Annotated in this window: 6 protein-coding genes, 2 tRNA genes and 3 rRNA genes; all 11 read left to right on the top strand. The window is 58.5% G+C overall.

Annotated elements, in window-relative coordinates; genetic code table 11:
* Positions 1-47 precede the first annotated feature (47 nt).
* The 11 genes from pssA (at position 48) to recD (ending at position 17,625) form a co-directional block, all read left to right on the top strand.
* Positions 48-905 carry a CDP-diacylglycerol--serine O-phosphatidyltransferase gene (gene pssA, locus MRY17_RS21830; protein WP_005791399.1) on the top strand — a complete coding sequence of 286 codons (858 nt, stop codon included), beginning with the start codon at positions 48-50 and terminating at the stop codon, positions 903-905.
* 63 nt (positions 906-968) lie between these two features.
* A complete protein-coding gene (msrP, locus tag MRY17_RS21825) occupies positions 969-1,982 on the top strand; it encodes a protein-methionine-sulfoxide reductase catalytic subunit MsrP (protein ID WP_191953196.1) in 1,014 nt (337 codons plus the stop codon).
* A complete protein-coding gene (msrQ, locus tag MRY17_RS21820; RefSeq protein ID WP_065892294.1) occupies positions 1,982-2,602 on the top strand; it encodes a protein-methionine-sulfoxide reductase heme-binding subunit MsrQ in 621 nt (206 codons plus the stop codon). Before msrP ends, msrQ begins: the two co-directional genes overlap by 1 nt.
* 487 nt (positions 2,603-3,089) lie before the next feature.
* Positions 3,090-4,626: ribosomal RNA gene (locus tag MRY17_RS21815) — 16S ribosomal RNA — on the top strand.
* 82 nt (positions 4,627-4,708) lie between these two features.
* Positions 4,709-4,785, top strand: a tRNA-Ile gene (locus tag MRY17_RS21810).
* A gap of 30 nt (positions 4,786-4,815) precedes the next feature.
* Positions 4,816-4,891: transfer RNA gene (locus MRY17_RS21805), tRNA-Ala, on the top strand.
* A 247-nt stretch (positions 4,892-5,138) separates the two neighbouring features.
* Positions 5,139-8,030 (top strand): 23S ribosomal RNA (locus MRY17_RS21800).
* Between the two features lie 157 nt (positions 8,031-8,187).
* A 5S ribosomal RNA gene (gene rrf / locus MRY17_RS21795) occupies positions 8,188-8,303 on the top strand.
* The 16S, 23S and 5S rRNA genes sit together here with 2 tRNA genes alongside, the layout of an rRNA operon.
* A 135-nt stretch (positions 8,304-8,438) precedes the next feature.
* Complete coding sequence (recC, locus tag MRY17_RS21790; protein ID WP_243352842.1) at positions 8,439-11,891, top strand: exodeoxyribonuclease V subunit gamma; 3,453 nt, start codon at positions 8,439-8,441, stop codon at positions 11,889-11,891.
* Complete coding sequence (recB, locus tag MRY17_RS21785) at positions 11,888-15,559, top strand: exodeoxyribonuclease V subunit beta (RefSeq protein ID WP_243352841.1); 3,672 nt, start codon at positions 11,888-11,890, stop codon at positions 15,557-15,559. Before recC ends, recB begins: the two co-directional genes overlap by 4 nt.
* Complete coding sequence (gene recD, locus MRY17_RS21780; RefSeq protein ID WP_243352840.1) at positions 15,556-17,625, top strand: exodeoxyribonuclease V subunit alpha; 2,070 nt, start codon at positions 15,556-15,558, stop codon at positions 17,623-17,625. Before recB ends, recD begins: the two co-directional genes overlap by 4 nt.
* Positions 17,626-17,707: the final 82 nt, after the last annotated feature.

The following is a 17,707-nucleotide window of genomic DNA, read 5'->3' as shown; positions in this document are numbered from 1 at the left end:
CGCAAGTATCTGTCGAATTTTTTTCACACCGTTGCAAGGTAAAGTCCATGAGCGAACGTCCCGAAGAGCCAAACCAGGCTTCCGACGCCGAAAGCATGCTGCCGATCGATGAACATGTCGAAGAAGGGCATGACGCGGAAGGCCGCAAGGTCCGGCATCGTGGCATCTATCTGCTGCCCAACCTGTTCACCACGGCAAACCTGTTTGCCGGCTTCTATTCCATCATTAACTCGATGAGCGCCCAGAGCGCATTGGCGGCAGGTGATGCCGCGAGTGCCAGCAAGTACTTCGGTTTTGCTGCCATCGCCATCTTCGTCGCCATGGTGCTTGATGGCCTGGATGGTCGCGTGGCGCGCATGACCAATACCCAAAGCGCCTTCGGTGCCGAGTACGACTCGTTGTCGGACATGGTTGCATTCGGTGTTGCCCCTGCGCTCCTGGCGTTTGCCTGGGCCTTGGGTGATATGGGTAAGGTCGGCTGGATGGTTGCCTTCATCTATGTTGCCGGTGCGGCGTTGCGGCTTGCGCGATTCAATACCCAGGTAGGCACTGCCGACAAGCGTTACTTCATTGGACTGGCCAGCCCCGCTGCCGCGGGCGTGGTGGCGGGTATCGTCTGGGCATTCAGTGATTACGGCATCCAGGGGTCGAAGATGTCGTTCCTGGTAGCGCTGATGGTTGCAGCGGCCGGCATGCTGATGGTCAGCAACATCAAGTACAACAGCTTCAAGGAGCTGGACCTCAAGGGGCGTGTGCCTTTCGTCGCGATTCTTGTCGTGGTGCTGGTGTTTGCAGTGGTGTTCAGCGATCCGCCGCGCATTCTGCTGTTGGCCTTCCTGGTCTATGCCGCTTCCGGGCCGATCCAGTACCTGCTGCATCTTCGCCGGGACAAAACGTTGCCTTAATGTAATTTCCCCCATACTCCGCAGTCTATTGGAGCACCTGTCCTCCAATGCTGCGGAGTTGCCATGTTAATCAAGATCCCCAAAGCGTCCGATTGCCATGAATCGGATGTCACGCCTGAATCTTTCTACCTCTCTCGCCGCAGCTTGCTCGGTGGCGCGCTTGCCGGTATCGCCGCGAGCAGCCTGCCCCGATGGGCCAGTGCCGAGGAGGCGGCACGCTATGCCGATGTCGAACCGGGCAGGGCGCCCGACTGGTTTTCGCAAAAACTCCCCGGTACAAAGTGGCAGGCAGTGACCGTAAAGGACGAGGCCATCACGCCGTTCAAGGACGCAACCCACTACAACAACTTCTATGAATTTGGCACGGACAAGGGCGACCCGGCGGCCAATGCGGGTTCACTCAAGACTGAACCCTGGAGTGTTGTGATCGATGGTGAGGTCGCCAAGCCTGGGCGCTACGCGTTGGAAGACTTCATGAAGCCTTACGAGTTGGAAGAGCGCATCTATCGACTGCGGTGCGTCGAGGCGTGGTCGATGGTAATTCCATGGATCGGCTTTCCCATTTCCGCCCTGCTCAAGCAGGTTGAGCCTACTTCCAAGGCGAAGTTCATCCGCTTTGAAACGCTGCAGGATCCGAAGAGCATGCCGGGTCAGCGCTCCAGTTTCGGCTTGATCGATTGGCCTTATATAGAAGGGCTGCGCCTGGACGAGGCGATGAATCCACTGGCGATCCTTGCTGTTGGTATGTACGGGCGAGAGTTGCCCAACCAGAACGGTGCGCCGTTGCGGTTGGTCGTGCCGTGGAAGTATGGTTTCAAGAGCGTGAAATCGATCGTGAGGATCAGTCTTGTCAGCGAGCAGCCTAAAACGACCTGGCAAAGTATTGCTGCAGATGAATATGGCTTCTATGCGAATGTGAACCCGACGGTTGACCATCCTCGCTGGACCCAGGCGCGTGAGCGTCGTCTGCCGAGCGGCCTTTTCAGCCCGAACGTGCGTGAGACCCAGATGTTCAATGGCTACTCGGATGAGGTCGCCTCGTTATATGCGGGCCTCGACCTGCGGAAGAACTATTGATGCGCTATCCGCTCTGGCGCATTGGCGTCTTTATAGCTGTCGCGGTATGGCCGTTGTTCTGGCTATATGAGGCCTGGAGTTTTGCCCTCGGGCCCGACCCTGGGAAGGTGCTGGTGGATCGCCTCGGCCTGGGCACCTTGATTCTGTTGCTAATCACGCTTGGCATGACTCCGCTTCAGAAACTAAGCGGTTGGGCGGGGTGGATTGCGGTACGCCGGCAACTAGGGTTGTGGTGCTTTGCCTATGTGACGCTGCATTTGGCAGCCTATTGCGTGTTTGTCCTCGGGCTTGACTGGTCGCAGCTGGGTGTGGAGTTGCGTAAGCGCCCGTACATCATTGTCGGCACGTTGGGGTTTGTGGGCTTGCTGGTTTTGGCTGCGACCTCCAATCGTTACAGTCAGCGACGGTTGGGGAGCCGCTGGAAGAAACTGCACCGTTTGGTCTATGTGATTCTCGGACTTGGTTTGCTGCATATGCTCTGGATAGTTCGGGCTGATTTGAAGGAGTGGGCTGTCTACGCTTCCATTGGTGCGCTGCTTCTTCTATTGCGGGTGCCACCGGTGATGCGCCGAATCCCTCGCCTTATTGCTAAAAAACCGTCTTCTGCAACAAAACTGTAATTAGCCCTTGACGGCAGATTCTGTGCGCCTATAATTCGCCCCACTTCCGGCGCAGTCGAAACGGAAAACTCCTTGGTAAACAACGAGTTAAGCAAGTTTTGGCAGCAGGTCGCTTCAGTTCATCGAAGCCAGAAGGAAGTTGAAAAAGAGGTGTTGACAGCAGCGTGTAACGCTGTAGAATTCGCCTCCCGCTTACGAGAGATCGCAAGCGCAAGTGGTTGAAGTTGTTGAAGAATTCTTCGAAAACTTCTGAAAATAACCACTTGACAGCAAATGAGGCTGCTGTAGAATGCGCGCCTCGGTTGAGACGAAACATCTTAACCAACCGCTCTTTAACAACTGAATCAAGCAATTCGTGTGGGTGCTTGTGGGGTCAGACTGATAGTCAACAAGATTATCAGCATCACAAGTTACTCCGCGAGAAATCAAAGAATAACCAACGATTGCTGAGCCAAGTTTAGGGTTTCTTAAAAACCCAAAGATGTTTGAACTGAAGAGTTTGATCATGGCTCAGATTGAACGCTGGCGGCAGGCCTAACACATGCAAGTCGAGCGGTAGAGAGAAGCTTGCTTCTCTTGAGAGCGGCGGACGGGTGAGTAAAGCCTAGGAATCTGCCTGGTAGTGGGGGATAACGTTCGGAAACGGACGCTAATACCGCATACGTCCTACGGGAGAAAGCAGGGGACCTTCGGGCCTTGCGCTATCAGATGAGCCTAGGTCGGATTAGCTAGTTGGTGAGGTAATGGCTCACCAAGGCGACGATCCGTAACTGGTCTGAGAGGATGATCAGTCACACTGGAACTGAGACACGGTCCAGACTCCTACGGGAGGCAGCAGTGGGGAATATTGGACAATGGGCGAAAGCCTGATCCAGCCATGCCGCGTGTGTGAAGAAGGTCTTCGGATTGTAAAGCACTTTAAGTTGGGAGGAAGGGCAGTTACCTAATACGTGATTGTTTTGACGTTACCGACAGAATAAGCACCGGCTAACTCTGTGCCAGCAGCCGCGGTAATACAGAGGGTGCAAGCGTTAATCGGAATTACTGGGCGTAAAGCGCGCGTAGGTGGTTTGTTAAGTTGGATGTGAAATCCCCGGGCTCAACCTGGGAACTGCATTCAAAACTGACTGACTAGAGTGTGGTAGAGGGTGGTGGAATTTCCTGTGTAGCGGTGAAATGCGTAGATATAGGAAGGAACACCAGTGGCGAAGGCGACCACCTGGACCAACACTGACACTGAGGTGCGAAAGCGTGGGGAGCAAACAGGATTAGATACCCTGGTAGTCCACGCCGTAAACGATGTCAACTAGCCGTTGGGAGCCTTGAGCTCTTAGTGGCGCAGCTAACGCATTAAGTTGACCGCCTGGGGAGTACGGCCGCAAGGTTAAAACTCAAATGAATTGACGGGGGCCCGCACAAGCGGTGGAGCATGTGGTTTAATTCGAAGCAACGCGAAGAACCTTACCAGGCCTTGACATCCAATGAACTTTCCAGAGATGGATGGGTGCCTTCGGGAACATTGAGACAGGTGCTGCATGGCTGTCGTCAGCTCGTGTCGTGAGATGTTGGGTTAAGTCCCGTAACGAGCGCAACCCTTGTCCTTAGTTACCAGCACGTTATGGTGGGCACTCTAAGGAGACTGCCGGTGACAAACCGGAGGAAGGTGGGGATGACGTCAAGTCATCATGGCCCTTACGGCCTGGGCTACACACGTGCTACAATGGTCGGTACAGAGGGTTGCCAAGCCGCGAGGTGGAGCTAATCCCACAAAACCGATCGTAGTCCGGATCGCAGTCTGCAACTCGACTGCGTGAAGTCGGAATCGCTAGTAATCGCGAATCAGAATGTCGCGGTGAATACGTTCCCGGGCCTTGTACACACCGCCCGTCACACCATGGGAGTGGGTTGCACCAGAAGTAGCTAGTCTAACCTTCGGGAGGACGGTTACCACGGTGTGATTCATGACTGGGGTGAAGTCGTAACAAGGTAGCCGTAGGGGAACCTGCGGCTGGATCACCTCCTTAATCGACGACATCAGCTGCTCCATAAGTTCCCACACGAATTGCTTGATTCATTGAAGAAGACGATAAGAAGCAGCCCGAAATTGGGTCTGTAGCTCAGTTGGTTAGAGCGCACCCCTGATAAGGGTGAGGTCGGCAGTTCGAATCTGCCCAGACCCACCAATTTTGTGTGGGAAACGCCTGTAGAAATACGGGGCCATAGCTCAGCTGGGAGAGCGCCTGCCTTGCACGCAGGAGGTCAACGGTTCGATCCCGTTTGGCTCCACCACTACTGCTTCTGTTTGTATAAAGCTTAGAAATGAGCATTCCATTATCATGATGGTGAATGTTGATTTCTAGTCTTTGACTAGTTCGTTCTTTAAAAATTTGGGTATGTGATAGAAAGATAGACTGAACGTTACTTTCACTGGTAACGGCTCAGGCTAAGGTAAAATTTGTGAGTTCTCTTAACTGAGAAATTCGAATTTTCGGCGAATGTTGTCTTCACAGTATAACCAGATTGCTTGGGGTTATATGGTCAAGTGAAGAAGCGCATACGGTGGATGCCTTGGCAGTCAGAGGCGATGAAAGACGTGGTAGCCTGCGAAAAGCTTCGGGGAGTCGGCAAACAGACTTTGATCCGGAGATGTCTGAATGGGGGAACCCAGCCATCATAAGATGGTTACCTTACACTGAATACATAGGTGTATGGAGCGAACCAGGGGAACTGAAACATCTAAGTACCCTGAGGAAAAGAAATCAACCGAGATTCCCTTAGTAGTGGCGAGCGAACGGGGACTAGCCCTTAAGTGGCTTTGAGATTAGCGGAACGCTCTGGAAAGTGCGGCCATAGTGGGTGATAGCCCTGTACGCGAAAATCTCTTAGTCATGAAATCGAGTAGGACGGAGCACGAGAAACTTTGTCTGAATATGGGGGGACCATCCTCCAAGGCTAAATACTACTGACTGACCGATAGTGAACTAGTACCGTGAGGGAAAGGCGAAAAGAACCCCGGAGAGGGGAGTGAAATAGATCCTGAAACCGTATGCGTACAAGCAGTGGGAGCCCACTTTGTTGGGTGACTGCGTACCTTTTGTATAATGGGTCAGCGACTTATTTTCAGTGGCGAGCTTAACCGAATAGGGGAGGCGTAGCGAAAGCGAGTCTTAATAGGGCGTCTAGTCGCTGGGAATAGACCCGAAACCGGGCGATCTATCCATGGGCAGGTTGAAGGTTGGGTAACACTAACTGGAGGACCGAACCGACTACCGTTGAAAAGTTAGCGGATGACCTGTGGATCGGAGTGAAAGGCTAATCAAGCTCGGAGATAGCTGGTTCTCCTCGAAAGCTATTTAGGTAGCGCCTCATGTATCACTGTAGGGGGTAGAGCACTGTTTCGGCTAGGGGGTCATCCCGACTTACCAAACCGATGCAAACTCCGAATACCTACAAGTGCCGAGCATGGGAGACACACGGCGGGTGCTAACGTCCGTCGTGAAAAGGGAAACAACCCAGACCGTCAGCTAAGGTCCCAAAGTTATGGTTAAGTGGGAAACGATGTGGGAAGGCTTAGACAGCTAGGAGGTTGGCTTAGAAGCAGCCACCCTTTAAAGAAAGCGTAATAGCTCACTAGTCGAGTCGGCCTGCGCGGAAGATGTAACGGGGCTCAAACCATACACCGAAGCTACGGGTATCACGTAAGTGATGCGGTAGAGGAGCGTTCTGTAAGCCTGTGAAGGTGAGTTGAGAAGCTTGCTGGAGGTATCAGAAGTGCGAATGCTGACATGAGTAACGACAATGGGTGTGAAAAACACCCACGCCGAAAGACCAAGGTTTCCTGCGCAACGTTAATCGACGCAGGGTTAGTCGGTCCCTAAGGCGAGGCTGAAAAGCGTAGTCGATGGAAAACAGGTTAATATTCCTGTACTTCTGGTTATTGCGATGGAGGGACGGAGAAGGCTAGGCCAGCTTGGCGTTGGTTGTCCAAGTTTAAGGTGGTAGGCTGGAATCTTAGGTAAATCCGGGATTCTAAGGCCGAGAGCTGATGACGAGTCGTCTTTTAGACGACGAAGTGGTTGATGCCATGCTTCCAAGAAAAGCTTCTAAGCTTCAGGTAACCAGGAACCGTACCCCAAACCGACACAGGTGGTTGGGTAGAGAATACCAAGGCGCTTGAGAGAACTCGGGTGAAGGAACTAGGCAAAATGGCACCGTAACTTCGGGAGAAGGTGCGCCGGTGAGGGTGAAGGACTTGCTCCGTAAGCTCATGCCGGTCGAAGATACCAGGCCGCTGCGACTGTTTATTAAAAACACAGCACTCTGCAAACACGAAAGTGGACGTATAGGGTGTGACGCCTGCCCGGTGCCGGAAGGTTAATTGATGGGGTTAGCTAACGCGAAGCTCTTGATCGAAGCCCCGGTAAACGGCGGCCGTAACTATAACGGTCCTAAGGTAGCGAAATTCCTTGTCGGGTAAGTTCCGACCTGCACGAATGGCGTAACGATGGCGGCGCTGTCTCCACCCGAGACTCAGTGAAATTGAAATCGCTGTGAAGATGCAGTGTATCCGCGGCTAGACGGAAAGACCCCGTGAACCTTTACTATAGCTTTGCACTGGACTTTGAATTTGCTTGTGTAGGATAGGTGGGAGGCTTTGAAGCGTGGACGCCAGTCTGCGTGGAGCCAACCTTGAAATACCACCCTGGCAACTTTGAGGTTCTAACTCAGGTCCGTTATCCGGATCGAGGACAGTGTATGGTGGGTAGTTTGACTGGGGCGGTCTCCTCCTAAAGAGTAACGGAGGAGTACGAAGGTGCGCTCAGACCGGTCGGAAATCGGTCGTAGAGTATAAAGGCAAAAGCGCGCTTGACTGCGAGACAGACACGTCGAGCAGGTACGAAAGTAGGTCTTAGTGATCCGGTGGTTCTGTATGGAAGGGCCATCGCTCAACGGATAAAAGGTACTCCGGGGATAACAGGCTGATACCGCCCAAGAGTTCATATCGACGGCGGTGTTTGGCACCTCGATGTCGGCTCATCACATCCTGGGGCTGAAGCCGGTCCCAAGGGTATGGCTGTTCGCCATTTAAAGTGGTACGCGAGCTGGGTTTAGAACGTCGTGAGACAGTTCGGTCCCTATCTGCCGTGGACGTTTGAGATTTGAGAGGGGCTGCTCCTAGTACGAGAGGACCGGAGTGGACGAACCTCTGGTGTTCCGGTTGTCACGCCAGTGGCATTGCCGGGTAGCTATGTTCGGAATAGATAACCGCTGAAAGCATCTAAGCGGGAAACTAGCCTCAAGATGAGATCTCACTGGAACCTTGAGTTCCCTGAAGGGCCGTCGAAGACTACGACGTTGATAGGTTGGGTGTGTAAGCGCTGTGAGGCGTTGAGCTAACCAATACTAATTGCCCGTGAGGCTTGACCATATAACACCCAAGCAATTTGATTACTCTAACGAGCATCAGATTGCGGTGTGTGAAGACGAGATGAACCGAAAGTTCGACGCTCACAAAACACCGAAAACTGTCACATACCCAATTTGCTGAAGCGAGGCCAACAGGTCACGACTCAGTACCCGAATTTCTTGACGACCATAGAGCATTGGAACCACCTGATCCCATCCCGAACTCAGCAGTGAAACGATGCATCGCCGATGGTAGTGTGGGGTTTCCCCATGTGAGAGTAGGTCATCGTCAAGATTAAATTCCAGAACCCCATTTGCGAAAGCAGATGGGGTTTTGTTTTGGGCGCTCGAAAAGTATCAAGGCGCTCATGGCAATGGCCTTCAGTGCTACAGTCCATGCCTCGATTTTTGCTTTTCCAAGGAAACCGTTATGCCGGGTGCGACATCCCTCAGCGCAGGATTCATGGTGGTTCATGGTAACCGCCTGGACGAGTTGCGCAGCCTGGTAGTCAGCTGGATGCGTCGTTATCCCCTGGCGCCTCTGGAAAATGAAATCGCGTTGGTCCAAAGCAATGGCATCGCCCAATGGCTCAAGCTTGCCCTGGCCGAAGATCCGCAGGAAGACGATATGGGAGGCTGTGGCATCGCGGCGGCAATCGATGTGCAATTGCCCGGCAGCTTCATGTGGCAGCTCTATCGCATGGTGCTGGGTCGTGACGAAATCCCTCCCAAGTCTTTGCTTGATAAGGCCCCGTTGACGTGGCGACTCATGCGTCTGCTCCCGGAGCTTATCAACCAACCCCATTTCGAGCCGTTGCAACGCTTCCTGACCCACGATACCGACCTGCGCAAACGCTACCAGCTCGCCGAGCGCCTGGCCGACTTGTTCGACCAATATCAGGTGTATCGCGCCGATTGGCTGGAAGACTGGGCTGCGGGGCGCCATCAGTTACGCAACGGGCGCGGCGAATCAAAACCCCTTAACCCCGCCAACTGTTGGCAGGCTGAGTTATGGCGCGCGTTGTTGCTTGACGTAGGGGAGCAGGGCATGGCCGAGAGCCGTGCCGGTGTTCACCAGCGCTTTATCGAACGCATCAATACGCTTGAGCAAGCGCCGCCTGGCTTGCCTTCCCGCGTGATCGTCTTCGGCATTTCCTCGCTGCCCGCCCAAGCGCTCGAAGCACTGGCGGGCCTGGCCCGTTTCAGCCAAGTGCTGCTGTGCGTGCACAACCCTTGCCGCCATCACTGGTCGGACATCGTGGCCGACAAAGACCTGCTGCGTAACGAGTACAAGCGCCAGGCGCGCAAAGCCGGCATGCCCGTCACCATCGACCCGCACACCTTGCACCAGCATGCTCATCCGCTACTCGCCGCCTGGGGCAAGCAGGGCCGTGACTACATCAGCCTGTTGGACAGTTACGACGACCCCAACAGCTACCGCGCCGCCTTCCGGGATGGTCGTATCGACCTGTTCAGCGACAGCCAGCCCACCACGCTGCTCAACCAGCTTCAGGACGATATTCTCGAACTGCGCCCTCTCGATGAGACCCGTGAGTTCTGGCCCGCGGTCGATCTGACACGTGACACCTCCATTCGCTTTCACATCGCCCACAGCGCCCAGCGCGAAGTGGAGATTCTCCACGACCAATTACTCCAGCGTTTCAGCGCCGACCCTACGTTGCGCCCTCGGGACATCATCGTCATGGTCCCCGATGTCGACAGCTACGCACCGCACATCCGCGCGGTGTTCGGCCAACTGGAACGACATGACCCACGCTTCATTCCTTTCACCCTGACAGACCAGGGGCAACGCGGCCGTGACCCTCTGTTGATCGCGGTCGAGCACCTGCTAAAACTCCCCGACAGCCGTTTCCCGGTCAGCGAAATTCTGGACCTGCTGGACGTCCCCGCCTTGCGCGAACGTTTCGCCATCAACGAGCGCGACTTGCCTACACTGCATCGCTGGATTGAAGGCGCCGGCATCCGCTGGGGTCTCAACGCCGAACAGCGTGCCGGCCTGGGACTGCCCGCAGAACTTGAGCAGAACAGCTGGCGATTCGGCCTGCGGCGCATGTTGCTGGGCTACGCCGTCGGCACGGGTGTGGCGTGCGAAGGCATCGAACCCTACGACGAGATCGGTGGGCTTGATGCGGCACTGATTGGTCCACTGGTCGCCTTGCTCGATGCCTTAAACGACGCGCACCAGGCGCTGTCGCAACCAGCGCCTCCCCATGTGTGGGGCGAGCGACTGCAACGCTTGATGCAGCTGTTTTTCCTGCCCGGCAGTGAGCACGACGACTACTTGCTTGGCCAGCTTGAACAGTTGAGAGAGACCTGGCTGGAAACCTGCGAGTCCGTCGGCCTGCAAGACGAATTACCCCTCACCGTGGTCCGTGAGGCGTGGTTGGCCGGGCTTGACCAGGGCCGCCTGTCCCAGCGCTTCCTCGCGGGTGCGGTCAATTTTTGTACCTTGATGCCCATGCGCGCGATCCCGTTCAAGCTGGTCTGCCTGCTCGGCATGAATGACGGTGACTACCCGCGTGCCCAGCCGCCGCTGGACTTTGACCTGATGGGCAGCGACTACCGTCCCGGCGATCGTTCCCGCCGTGAAGACGATCGCTACCTGCTGCTCGAAGCCCTGCTTTCCGCGCGCGACCAGCTTTACATCAGTTGGGTCGGCCGCAGCATCCGCGACAACAGCGATCGCCCGGCCTCGGTGCTGATCGGCCAGCTGCGCGACCACCTCGCCAGCGGCTGGCATAACGCCCAGAGCGACCACTCCCTGATCGACGCGATGACCCAGGAGCACCCGCTCCAACCCTTCAGCGCCCGCTACTTCCATGCAGGCGACTCGCTGTTCAGTTACGCCCGCGAATGGCAGTTGCTGCATGAGGCCCCAGCCGCAGCGGTGCATGACCACGCGCTGGCACCGTACCACCAGGAGGAGCCCCTGAGCCTCGGCCAGTTACAGGATTTCCTGCGCAATCCGGTCAGGCATTTCTTCAGCCAACGCCTGAAAGTGTTCTTTGAAGCTGCCGAAGTACCGCTGGCCGACGAAGAACCCTTCGTCCTTGACGCACTGCAACGCTACACCCTCAGCGACAGCCTGCTCAACGCGGCGCTGAGCCGGCCCGACCAGCTCGATCAGGCCCTCAACGCCCAAGCCCTGCGCCTGCAAGGCAGTGGCCTGCTGCCGATGGTCGGCTTCGGCGAATGCCTGCGCAACGAGCTGATCGAGCCGTTGCCGGACCTGTTGCAGCGCTACCAGCAACTCCTGGCGCTCTGGCCAACCCCGCACACTGGCGCGGAGCCGATCAGTTTCGAGTACCAGGGCATTCAGCTCGAAGGCTGGATCAGCGGCCTGCACCGGCGCAGTGATGGCGGCTTGTTAAGCGTGACCACCATCCCCAACAGCATCGGCTCGATCAAGACGCGCAAGTGGCACCGCCTGATTCGGCCCTGGGTCAATCATGTGGTCGCCTGTGCCTGTGGCGTGCCCTTGAGTACCGCTCTGGTGGCCAGTGACGACACCTTGCTGCTGGCCCCGTTGGACACGTCCACCGCTCAGGCCATACTCGGTGACTTGCTGCTCGCCTGGCACACCGGCATGAGCCAACCGCTGCCCGTCGCGGTAAAAACCGCCTTTGCCTGGCTCGGCCAGACCGATCCGGCCAAAGCCCAGGCGGCTGCCGGCAAAGCCTACGAGGGCGACGGTATCACCACCGACGGCGAACGCCGCGAAACGCCCGCGCTCACTCGCCAGTTCCCGGACTACGCCACGCTGGTCGCCAGCGAGGAGTTCGAAGGCTGGTGCGAGACCTTGTATCGCCCCCTGATCAACGCCCCCTGGCGCTCATTGTCCAGCGAGGACGCCGGCGCATGACCAGCAAACCCTTGGCCCTGGCCTTCCCGCTCAAAGGCAGCCAGCTGATTGAAGCCAGCGCCGGCACCGGCAAAACCTTCACCATTTCGGCGTTGTATTTGCGCCTGGTGCTCGGCAACGGTGGCGATGAGTCCGGCTTCGGCCGCGAACTGCTACCGCCGCAAATCCTCGTGGTGACCTTCACCGACGCCGCCACCAAGGAATTGCGTGAACGTATCCGTATCCGTCTGGCGGAGGCCGCGCGGTTCTTCCGTGACGAAATCGAGCAGCCCGACGCCTTGATCGCCGACCTGCGTCAGCAATACCCCCTGGAACACTGGCCTGCCTGCGCCAATCGGCTGGACATCGCCGCGCAGTGGATGGACGAAGCAGCCGTCTCGACGATTCACAGTTGGTGCCAGCGCATGCTGCGCGAACACGCCTTCGACAGCGGCAGCCTGTTTACCCAGACCCTGGAAACCGACCACAGCGACCTGCTCGGTGAAGTACTGCGCGATTACTGGCGCCTGTTCTGCTACCCCATGCACGACGACGCGCTCAATTGGGTGCGCAATAACTGGAGCGGCCCGGCCGCGCTGATGCCACGGGTGCGCGCGCTGTTCGGCAGTGAGCGGCCGGCCGAAGACAGCCGCGAGCCCGCCGAAATAATCGCTGCCTGCCTGCAAGAGCGTCGCGAGGCATTGGCCAGCATCAAGGCACCCTGGCAGCAATGGGCCGCCGAGTTGCGTGATCTGTGCCTGCAAGCCGTGGCGGCCAAGGCGGTCGATGGGCGCAAGATGCAGGCGCGTTACTTCGAACCCTGGTTCGAAAAAATCAGTGCCTGGGCCACTGATGAAACCCTGGAACAACTGGATATCGGCACCGGCTTTACCCGCCTGACCCCCGAGGGTATGGCCGAAGCCTGGAAAGGCGAGCCGCCACGGCATCCCGGCATCGACGCGATGGCCAGTCTGAAAGCGGCCCTTGACGCGCTGCCAACCCCGGATGCCGCAGTGCTGCAACACGCCGCCGCCTGGGTGGGCAAGCGCTTCGAAGAAGAGAAGCGGCGCCGCGCCGAAATGGGTTTCGACGACATGCTGATCCGCCTCAACGCCGCGCTCCAGGCCGACGGCGGCGAACGTCTTGCCAGTGTAATCCGCGAGCAATTTCCGGTGGCGCTGATCGATGAATTCCAGGACACCGATCCTGTGCAATACAGCATTTTCGACAGCATTTATCGCATCGAAGAAAACCACCTGGACAGCGGGCTGTTCCTGATCGGCGACCCCAAACAGGCGATCTACGCCTTCCGGGGCGCAGACATCTACACCTACCTGCGCGCCCGGCAGTCCACCACTGGTCGCCACCATACCCTGGGCACCAACTTCCGCTCCAGCCATGCAATGGTCGAGGCGGTAAACCACCTGTTCCAGCGCGCGGAAACCGGCCGCGGCGCGTTCCTGTTTCGTGAGCCCGACGGCCGTAACCCGGTGCCGTTCCACTCGGTGCTGTCTCAAGGCCGCAAAGAACGGCTGCAGGTCGACGGCCAGACGCTGCCCGCAATGAACCTTTGGCATTTAGCTACCGACCAACCGATTTCCAATGTGCTGTATCGCCAGCAACTGGCGGCTGCTTGCGCTACGCAGATCGTCGAATTGCTCAATGGTGGACAGCAAGGCAGCGCAGGCTTTGCCAGAGACGACACGTTCAAAGGCGTGCTGCCGTCAGACATCGCCATCCTCGTGCGAGACGGCAAGGAAGCCCAGGCCGTGCGCGCCGAGTTGGCGGCGCGGGGCGTGCGCAGTGTGTACCTGTCGGACAAGGACTCGGTCTTCGCCGCCCAGGAAGCCCACGATCTGCTGGCCTGGCTCAAGGCCTGCGCCGAACCGGACGTCGAACGCCCGCTGCGCGCGGCCCTGGCTTGCGTCACCTTGAACCTGCCATTGACGGAACTGGAGCGTCTGAACCAGGACGAACTGGCGTGGGAAAGCCGCGTAATGCAGTTTCGGGGCTACCGCTCGATCTGGCGCACCCAAGGCGTGCTGCCGATGCTGCGTCGCCTGCTGCATGACTTCAAGCTGCCGCAAACCCTGATCGCCCGTAGCGATGGCGAGCGTGTGCTGACCAACCTGTTGCACCTCAGTGAGCTGCTGCAACAGACCGCGTCGGAACTGGACGGCGAACAGGCGCTGATTCGGCATCTGGCCGAGCACCTGGCGCTGTCGGGCCAGGCCGGTGAAGAGCAAATCCTGCGCCTGGAAAGTGATGAACAACTGGTCAAGGTGGTGACGATCCACAAATCCAAGGGCCTGGAATACGACCTGGTCTTCCTACCCTTCATCTGCTCGGCCAAACCGGTAGACGGCACGCGCTTGCCGCTGCACTACCACGACGCGCAGGGCAAATCCCAGGTCAGCCTGCGGCCTACCGCCGAGCTGATCGCCCAGGCCGACGATGAGCGCCTGGCCGAAGATCTGCGCCTGCTGTACGTCGCCTTGACCCGCGCCAAACACGCCTGCTGGCTGGGCATCGCCGACCTCAAGCGCGGCAACAGCAGCAGCTCGGTGCTGCACCTGTCGGCGTTGGGCTATTTGCTGGGCGCCGGTGCGCCGCTGGGCGAGTCGGCCGGCCTGGCGCGCTGGTTACTGGATGTGCAGCAGGGTTGCCTGGCCATCAGCTATGCCCAGGTGCCCCCAGCGCAAGACATCGTGTTCCACCCCCCGCGCAACGAAGCGACCCTGCTGGCGCCGCTGTTGCCCAAACGCAAGGCCGCCGAAAACTGGTGGATTGCGTCCTACAGCGCCTTGCGCATTGGCGACAGCATGAGCGCCGCCAGTCTCGAGGCGCCTGAAAGCCCGCAGGCCCAGAAACTGTTCGATGACGAACGCCTTGATCCCGACGCACCGCGCGAAGTGGTGGCGTCCGGCGGTGATATTCATCGATTCCCACGCGGTCCGAATCCAGGCACTTTCCTTCACGGCTTGTTGGAGTGGGCCGGTGAAGAAGCCTTCAACGTGAGCCCCGAGGCCATTGAAAAAGCCGTCGGAGCGCGTTGCAATCGGCGCAATTGGGAAGGCTGGATCGTCACCCTCAGCGCTTGGCTTGGCCACTTGCTGCAAGCGCCTCTGCCCCTGTACGACGACCGGGTCAGCCTCAGCGCACTGCGGCATTACCAGATCGAAATGGAATTCTGGTTTGCCAGCCATAAAGTCGACGTGCTCGCTGTCGACAAGCTGGTGTGCCAGTACACCCACCACGGCGTCTCCCGCGTGGCGGCCGAACCGGTGTTGCTCAACGGCATGTTCAAGGGCTTTATCGACCTGACCTTCGAGCACGATGGCCGTTATTACGTGGCTGACTACAAATCCAACTGGCTCGGGCCAGATGATTCGGCCTACACCCTAGAAGCCATGGAACAGTCGATCCTCGAACATCGGTACGACCTGCAATACGTGCTTTACCTGCTGGCCCTGCATCGCCAGCTCAAGGCGCGCCTGCCGAATTACGACTACGAACGCCACATCGGCGGCGCCCTCTACCTGTTCCTGCGCGGCACGCAGTCGGCGACCCAGGGTGCCTACTTCAGCCGGCCACCGCGTGAGCTGATCGAAGGGCTGGACCTGTTGTTCCAGGGCAAGCCTATTCCGCCAAAAGCCGAGCCCGCCTGGGAACAAGGAGTGTTGCTATGAGCTTGTCGCCGCTGCTGCTGGATCAATTGTCGCCGCTCAGTCGCGCCGCCGACCTGGTGCAACTGCTGGAGCGCTGGGTCGAGCGTGGCTGGCTGCGGGCCCTGGACAAAGCGTTCGTCGGCTTCCTGCATGAGCTTGACCCGCAGGCCGATCCCCTTGTGCTATTGGCGGCGGCATTGACCAGCCACCAATTGGGTCACGGCCATGTGTGCCTCGACCTGTTCGAAACCCTCAAGGCGCCGGACTTTGCCCTGTCGCTGCCGCCCGAAGGTGATCAACAGACTGGCGCGATGCTGTTGCCGTCGCAGTTGCTCGAGGGGCTGGAGGGCGCCCACTGGTGTCATGCCCTGGCGGCCAGTCGTTTGGTTGCGCTGGCGGTGGATGGCAGTGAGTCGGCCCAAAGCCGCCCGTTGGTGCTGTCTGGAAAACGCCTCTATCTGCGCCGCTATTGGAATTATGAACGGCGCATCGACAGTGCCTTGCGCCTGCGGCTGGCCAGCCACGAAACCGTCGCCGCCGATTTGCCGCAGCGCCTGAATGGTTTGTTCGATCAGCCGGCGCCCGATGGCGTGATCGACTGGCAAAAACTCGCCTGTGCCCTGGCCACCCGGGGCGCATTCAGTATCGTCACCGGCGGCCCCGGCACCGGCAAGACCACCACCGTGGTGCGTCTGCTCGCGCTGTTGCAGGCGCCTGCCGTGGAGAGCGGCAATCCCTTGCGTATCCGTTTGGCCGCGCCCACCGGTAAAGCCGCCGCACGTCTTACCGAGTCCATCAGCCAGCAAGTGCTGTCACTGAAGGTGCCTGACACAGTGCGCGAAAAAATCCCGACCCAGGTCACCACGGTTCACCGCTTGCTGGGCAGCCGCCCGGGCACCCGGCACTTCCGTCATCACGTCGGCAACCCGCTGCCGCTGGATGTGCTGGTGGTGGATGAAGCGTCGATGATCGATCTGGAAATGATGGCCAACCTGCTCGACGCCCTGCCACCCCATGCTCGCCTGGTGCTGCTGGGGGACAAGGACCAGCTCGCCTCGGTCGAGGCGGGCGCGGTGCTCGGTGATCTGTGCCGCGATGCCGAGGCCGGCTGGTACAGCCCGGCCACGCGCCAATGGCTGCAAGCGGTCAGCGCTGAAGACCTTAGTAACAGCGGCCTGCAGGAAGACCTCGACGGCAGTCATCCACTGGCCCAGCAGGTGGTGATGCTGCGCTACTCGCGTCGTTTCGGCGAAGGCAGCGGCATCGGCCAGTTGGCGCGCTGGGTCAACCAGCAGAATGCCGAGGAGGCGCGCAAGCTGCTGGCCGCGCGCAGTCACGACGACCTGTTCTGTCTCAGCCTCAAGGGCGAGCATGATCACGCGCTTGAGCGCCTGGTGCTGGACGGGCAGGGCGAAGGTGCCCAGGGCTATCGTTTTTACCTGAACCTGCTGCAGTCGGCGCGTCCTGCGCCGCAGACCCCGCGTGACGATCACGCCTGGACCCACTGGGCGCAACAACTGCTGCAAGCCTTCGACGCGTTCCAGTTGCTCTGCGCCGTACGCAAAGGCCCCTGGGGCGTCGAAGGGCTGAACCTGCGCATCACCGCCGCCTTGCGCAAGGTGCGGCTGATCGAGGGCGACGAGCAGTGGTATGAAGGCCGCCCGGTGCTGATGACCCGTAACGATTACGGCCTGGGCCTGATGAACGGTGATATCGGTATCGCCTTGAAATTGCCCGAAAGCGACGGTGGTCCTCAGGTGCTGCGCGTGGCCTTCCCGCGCAATGACGGCCAGGGTGGCGTGCGTTTCGTGCTGCCCAGCCGGCTCAACGACGTGGAAACCGTCTATGCCATGACCGTGCACAAATCCCAGGGGTCGGAGTTCACCCACACCGCGCTGATCCTGCCGGACGCGCTGAATCCGGTGCTGACCAAAGAGCTTATCTACACCGGTATCACCCGCGCCAAACGCTGGTTCAGCCTGATCGAACCGCGTGCCGGGGTCTTTGAGGAAGCCGTGAGGCGTCGGGTCAAACGCTTGAGCGGATTGATGCTGGAGCTGGACGCCGCCCCCGAAGAAACTGACTGAACGGTCATAGGATATTTCCAGTTCAGATGCCTGATTTTTCTGAAAAAATACGCAACCCCACGAAAGCCTCGCTCCGTGGGGT

The sequence above is a fragment of the Pseudomonas orientalis genome (genome assembly GCF_022807995.1).
In the GTDB taxonomy this organism is placed as follows: Bacteria; Pseudomonadota; Gammaproteobacteria; order Pseudomonadales; family Pseudomonadaceae; genus Aquipseudomonas; species Aquipseudomonas orientalis_B.
Note: the sequence above shows the minus strand (reverse complement) of the source record. Positions and strands in the feature narration are given on the sequence as shown.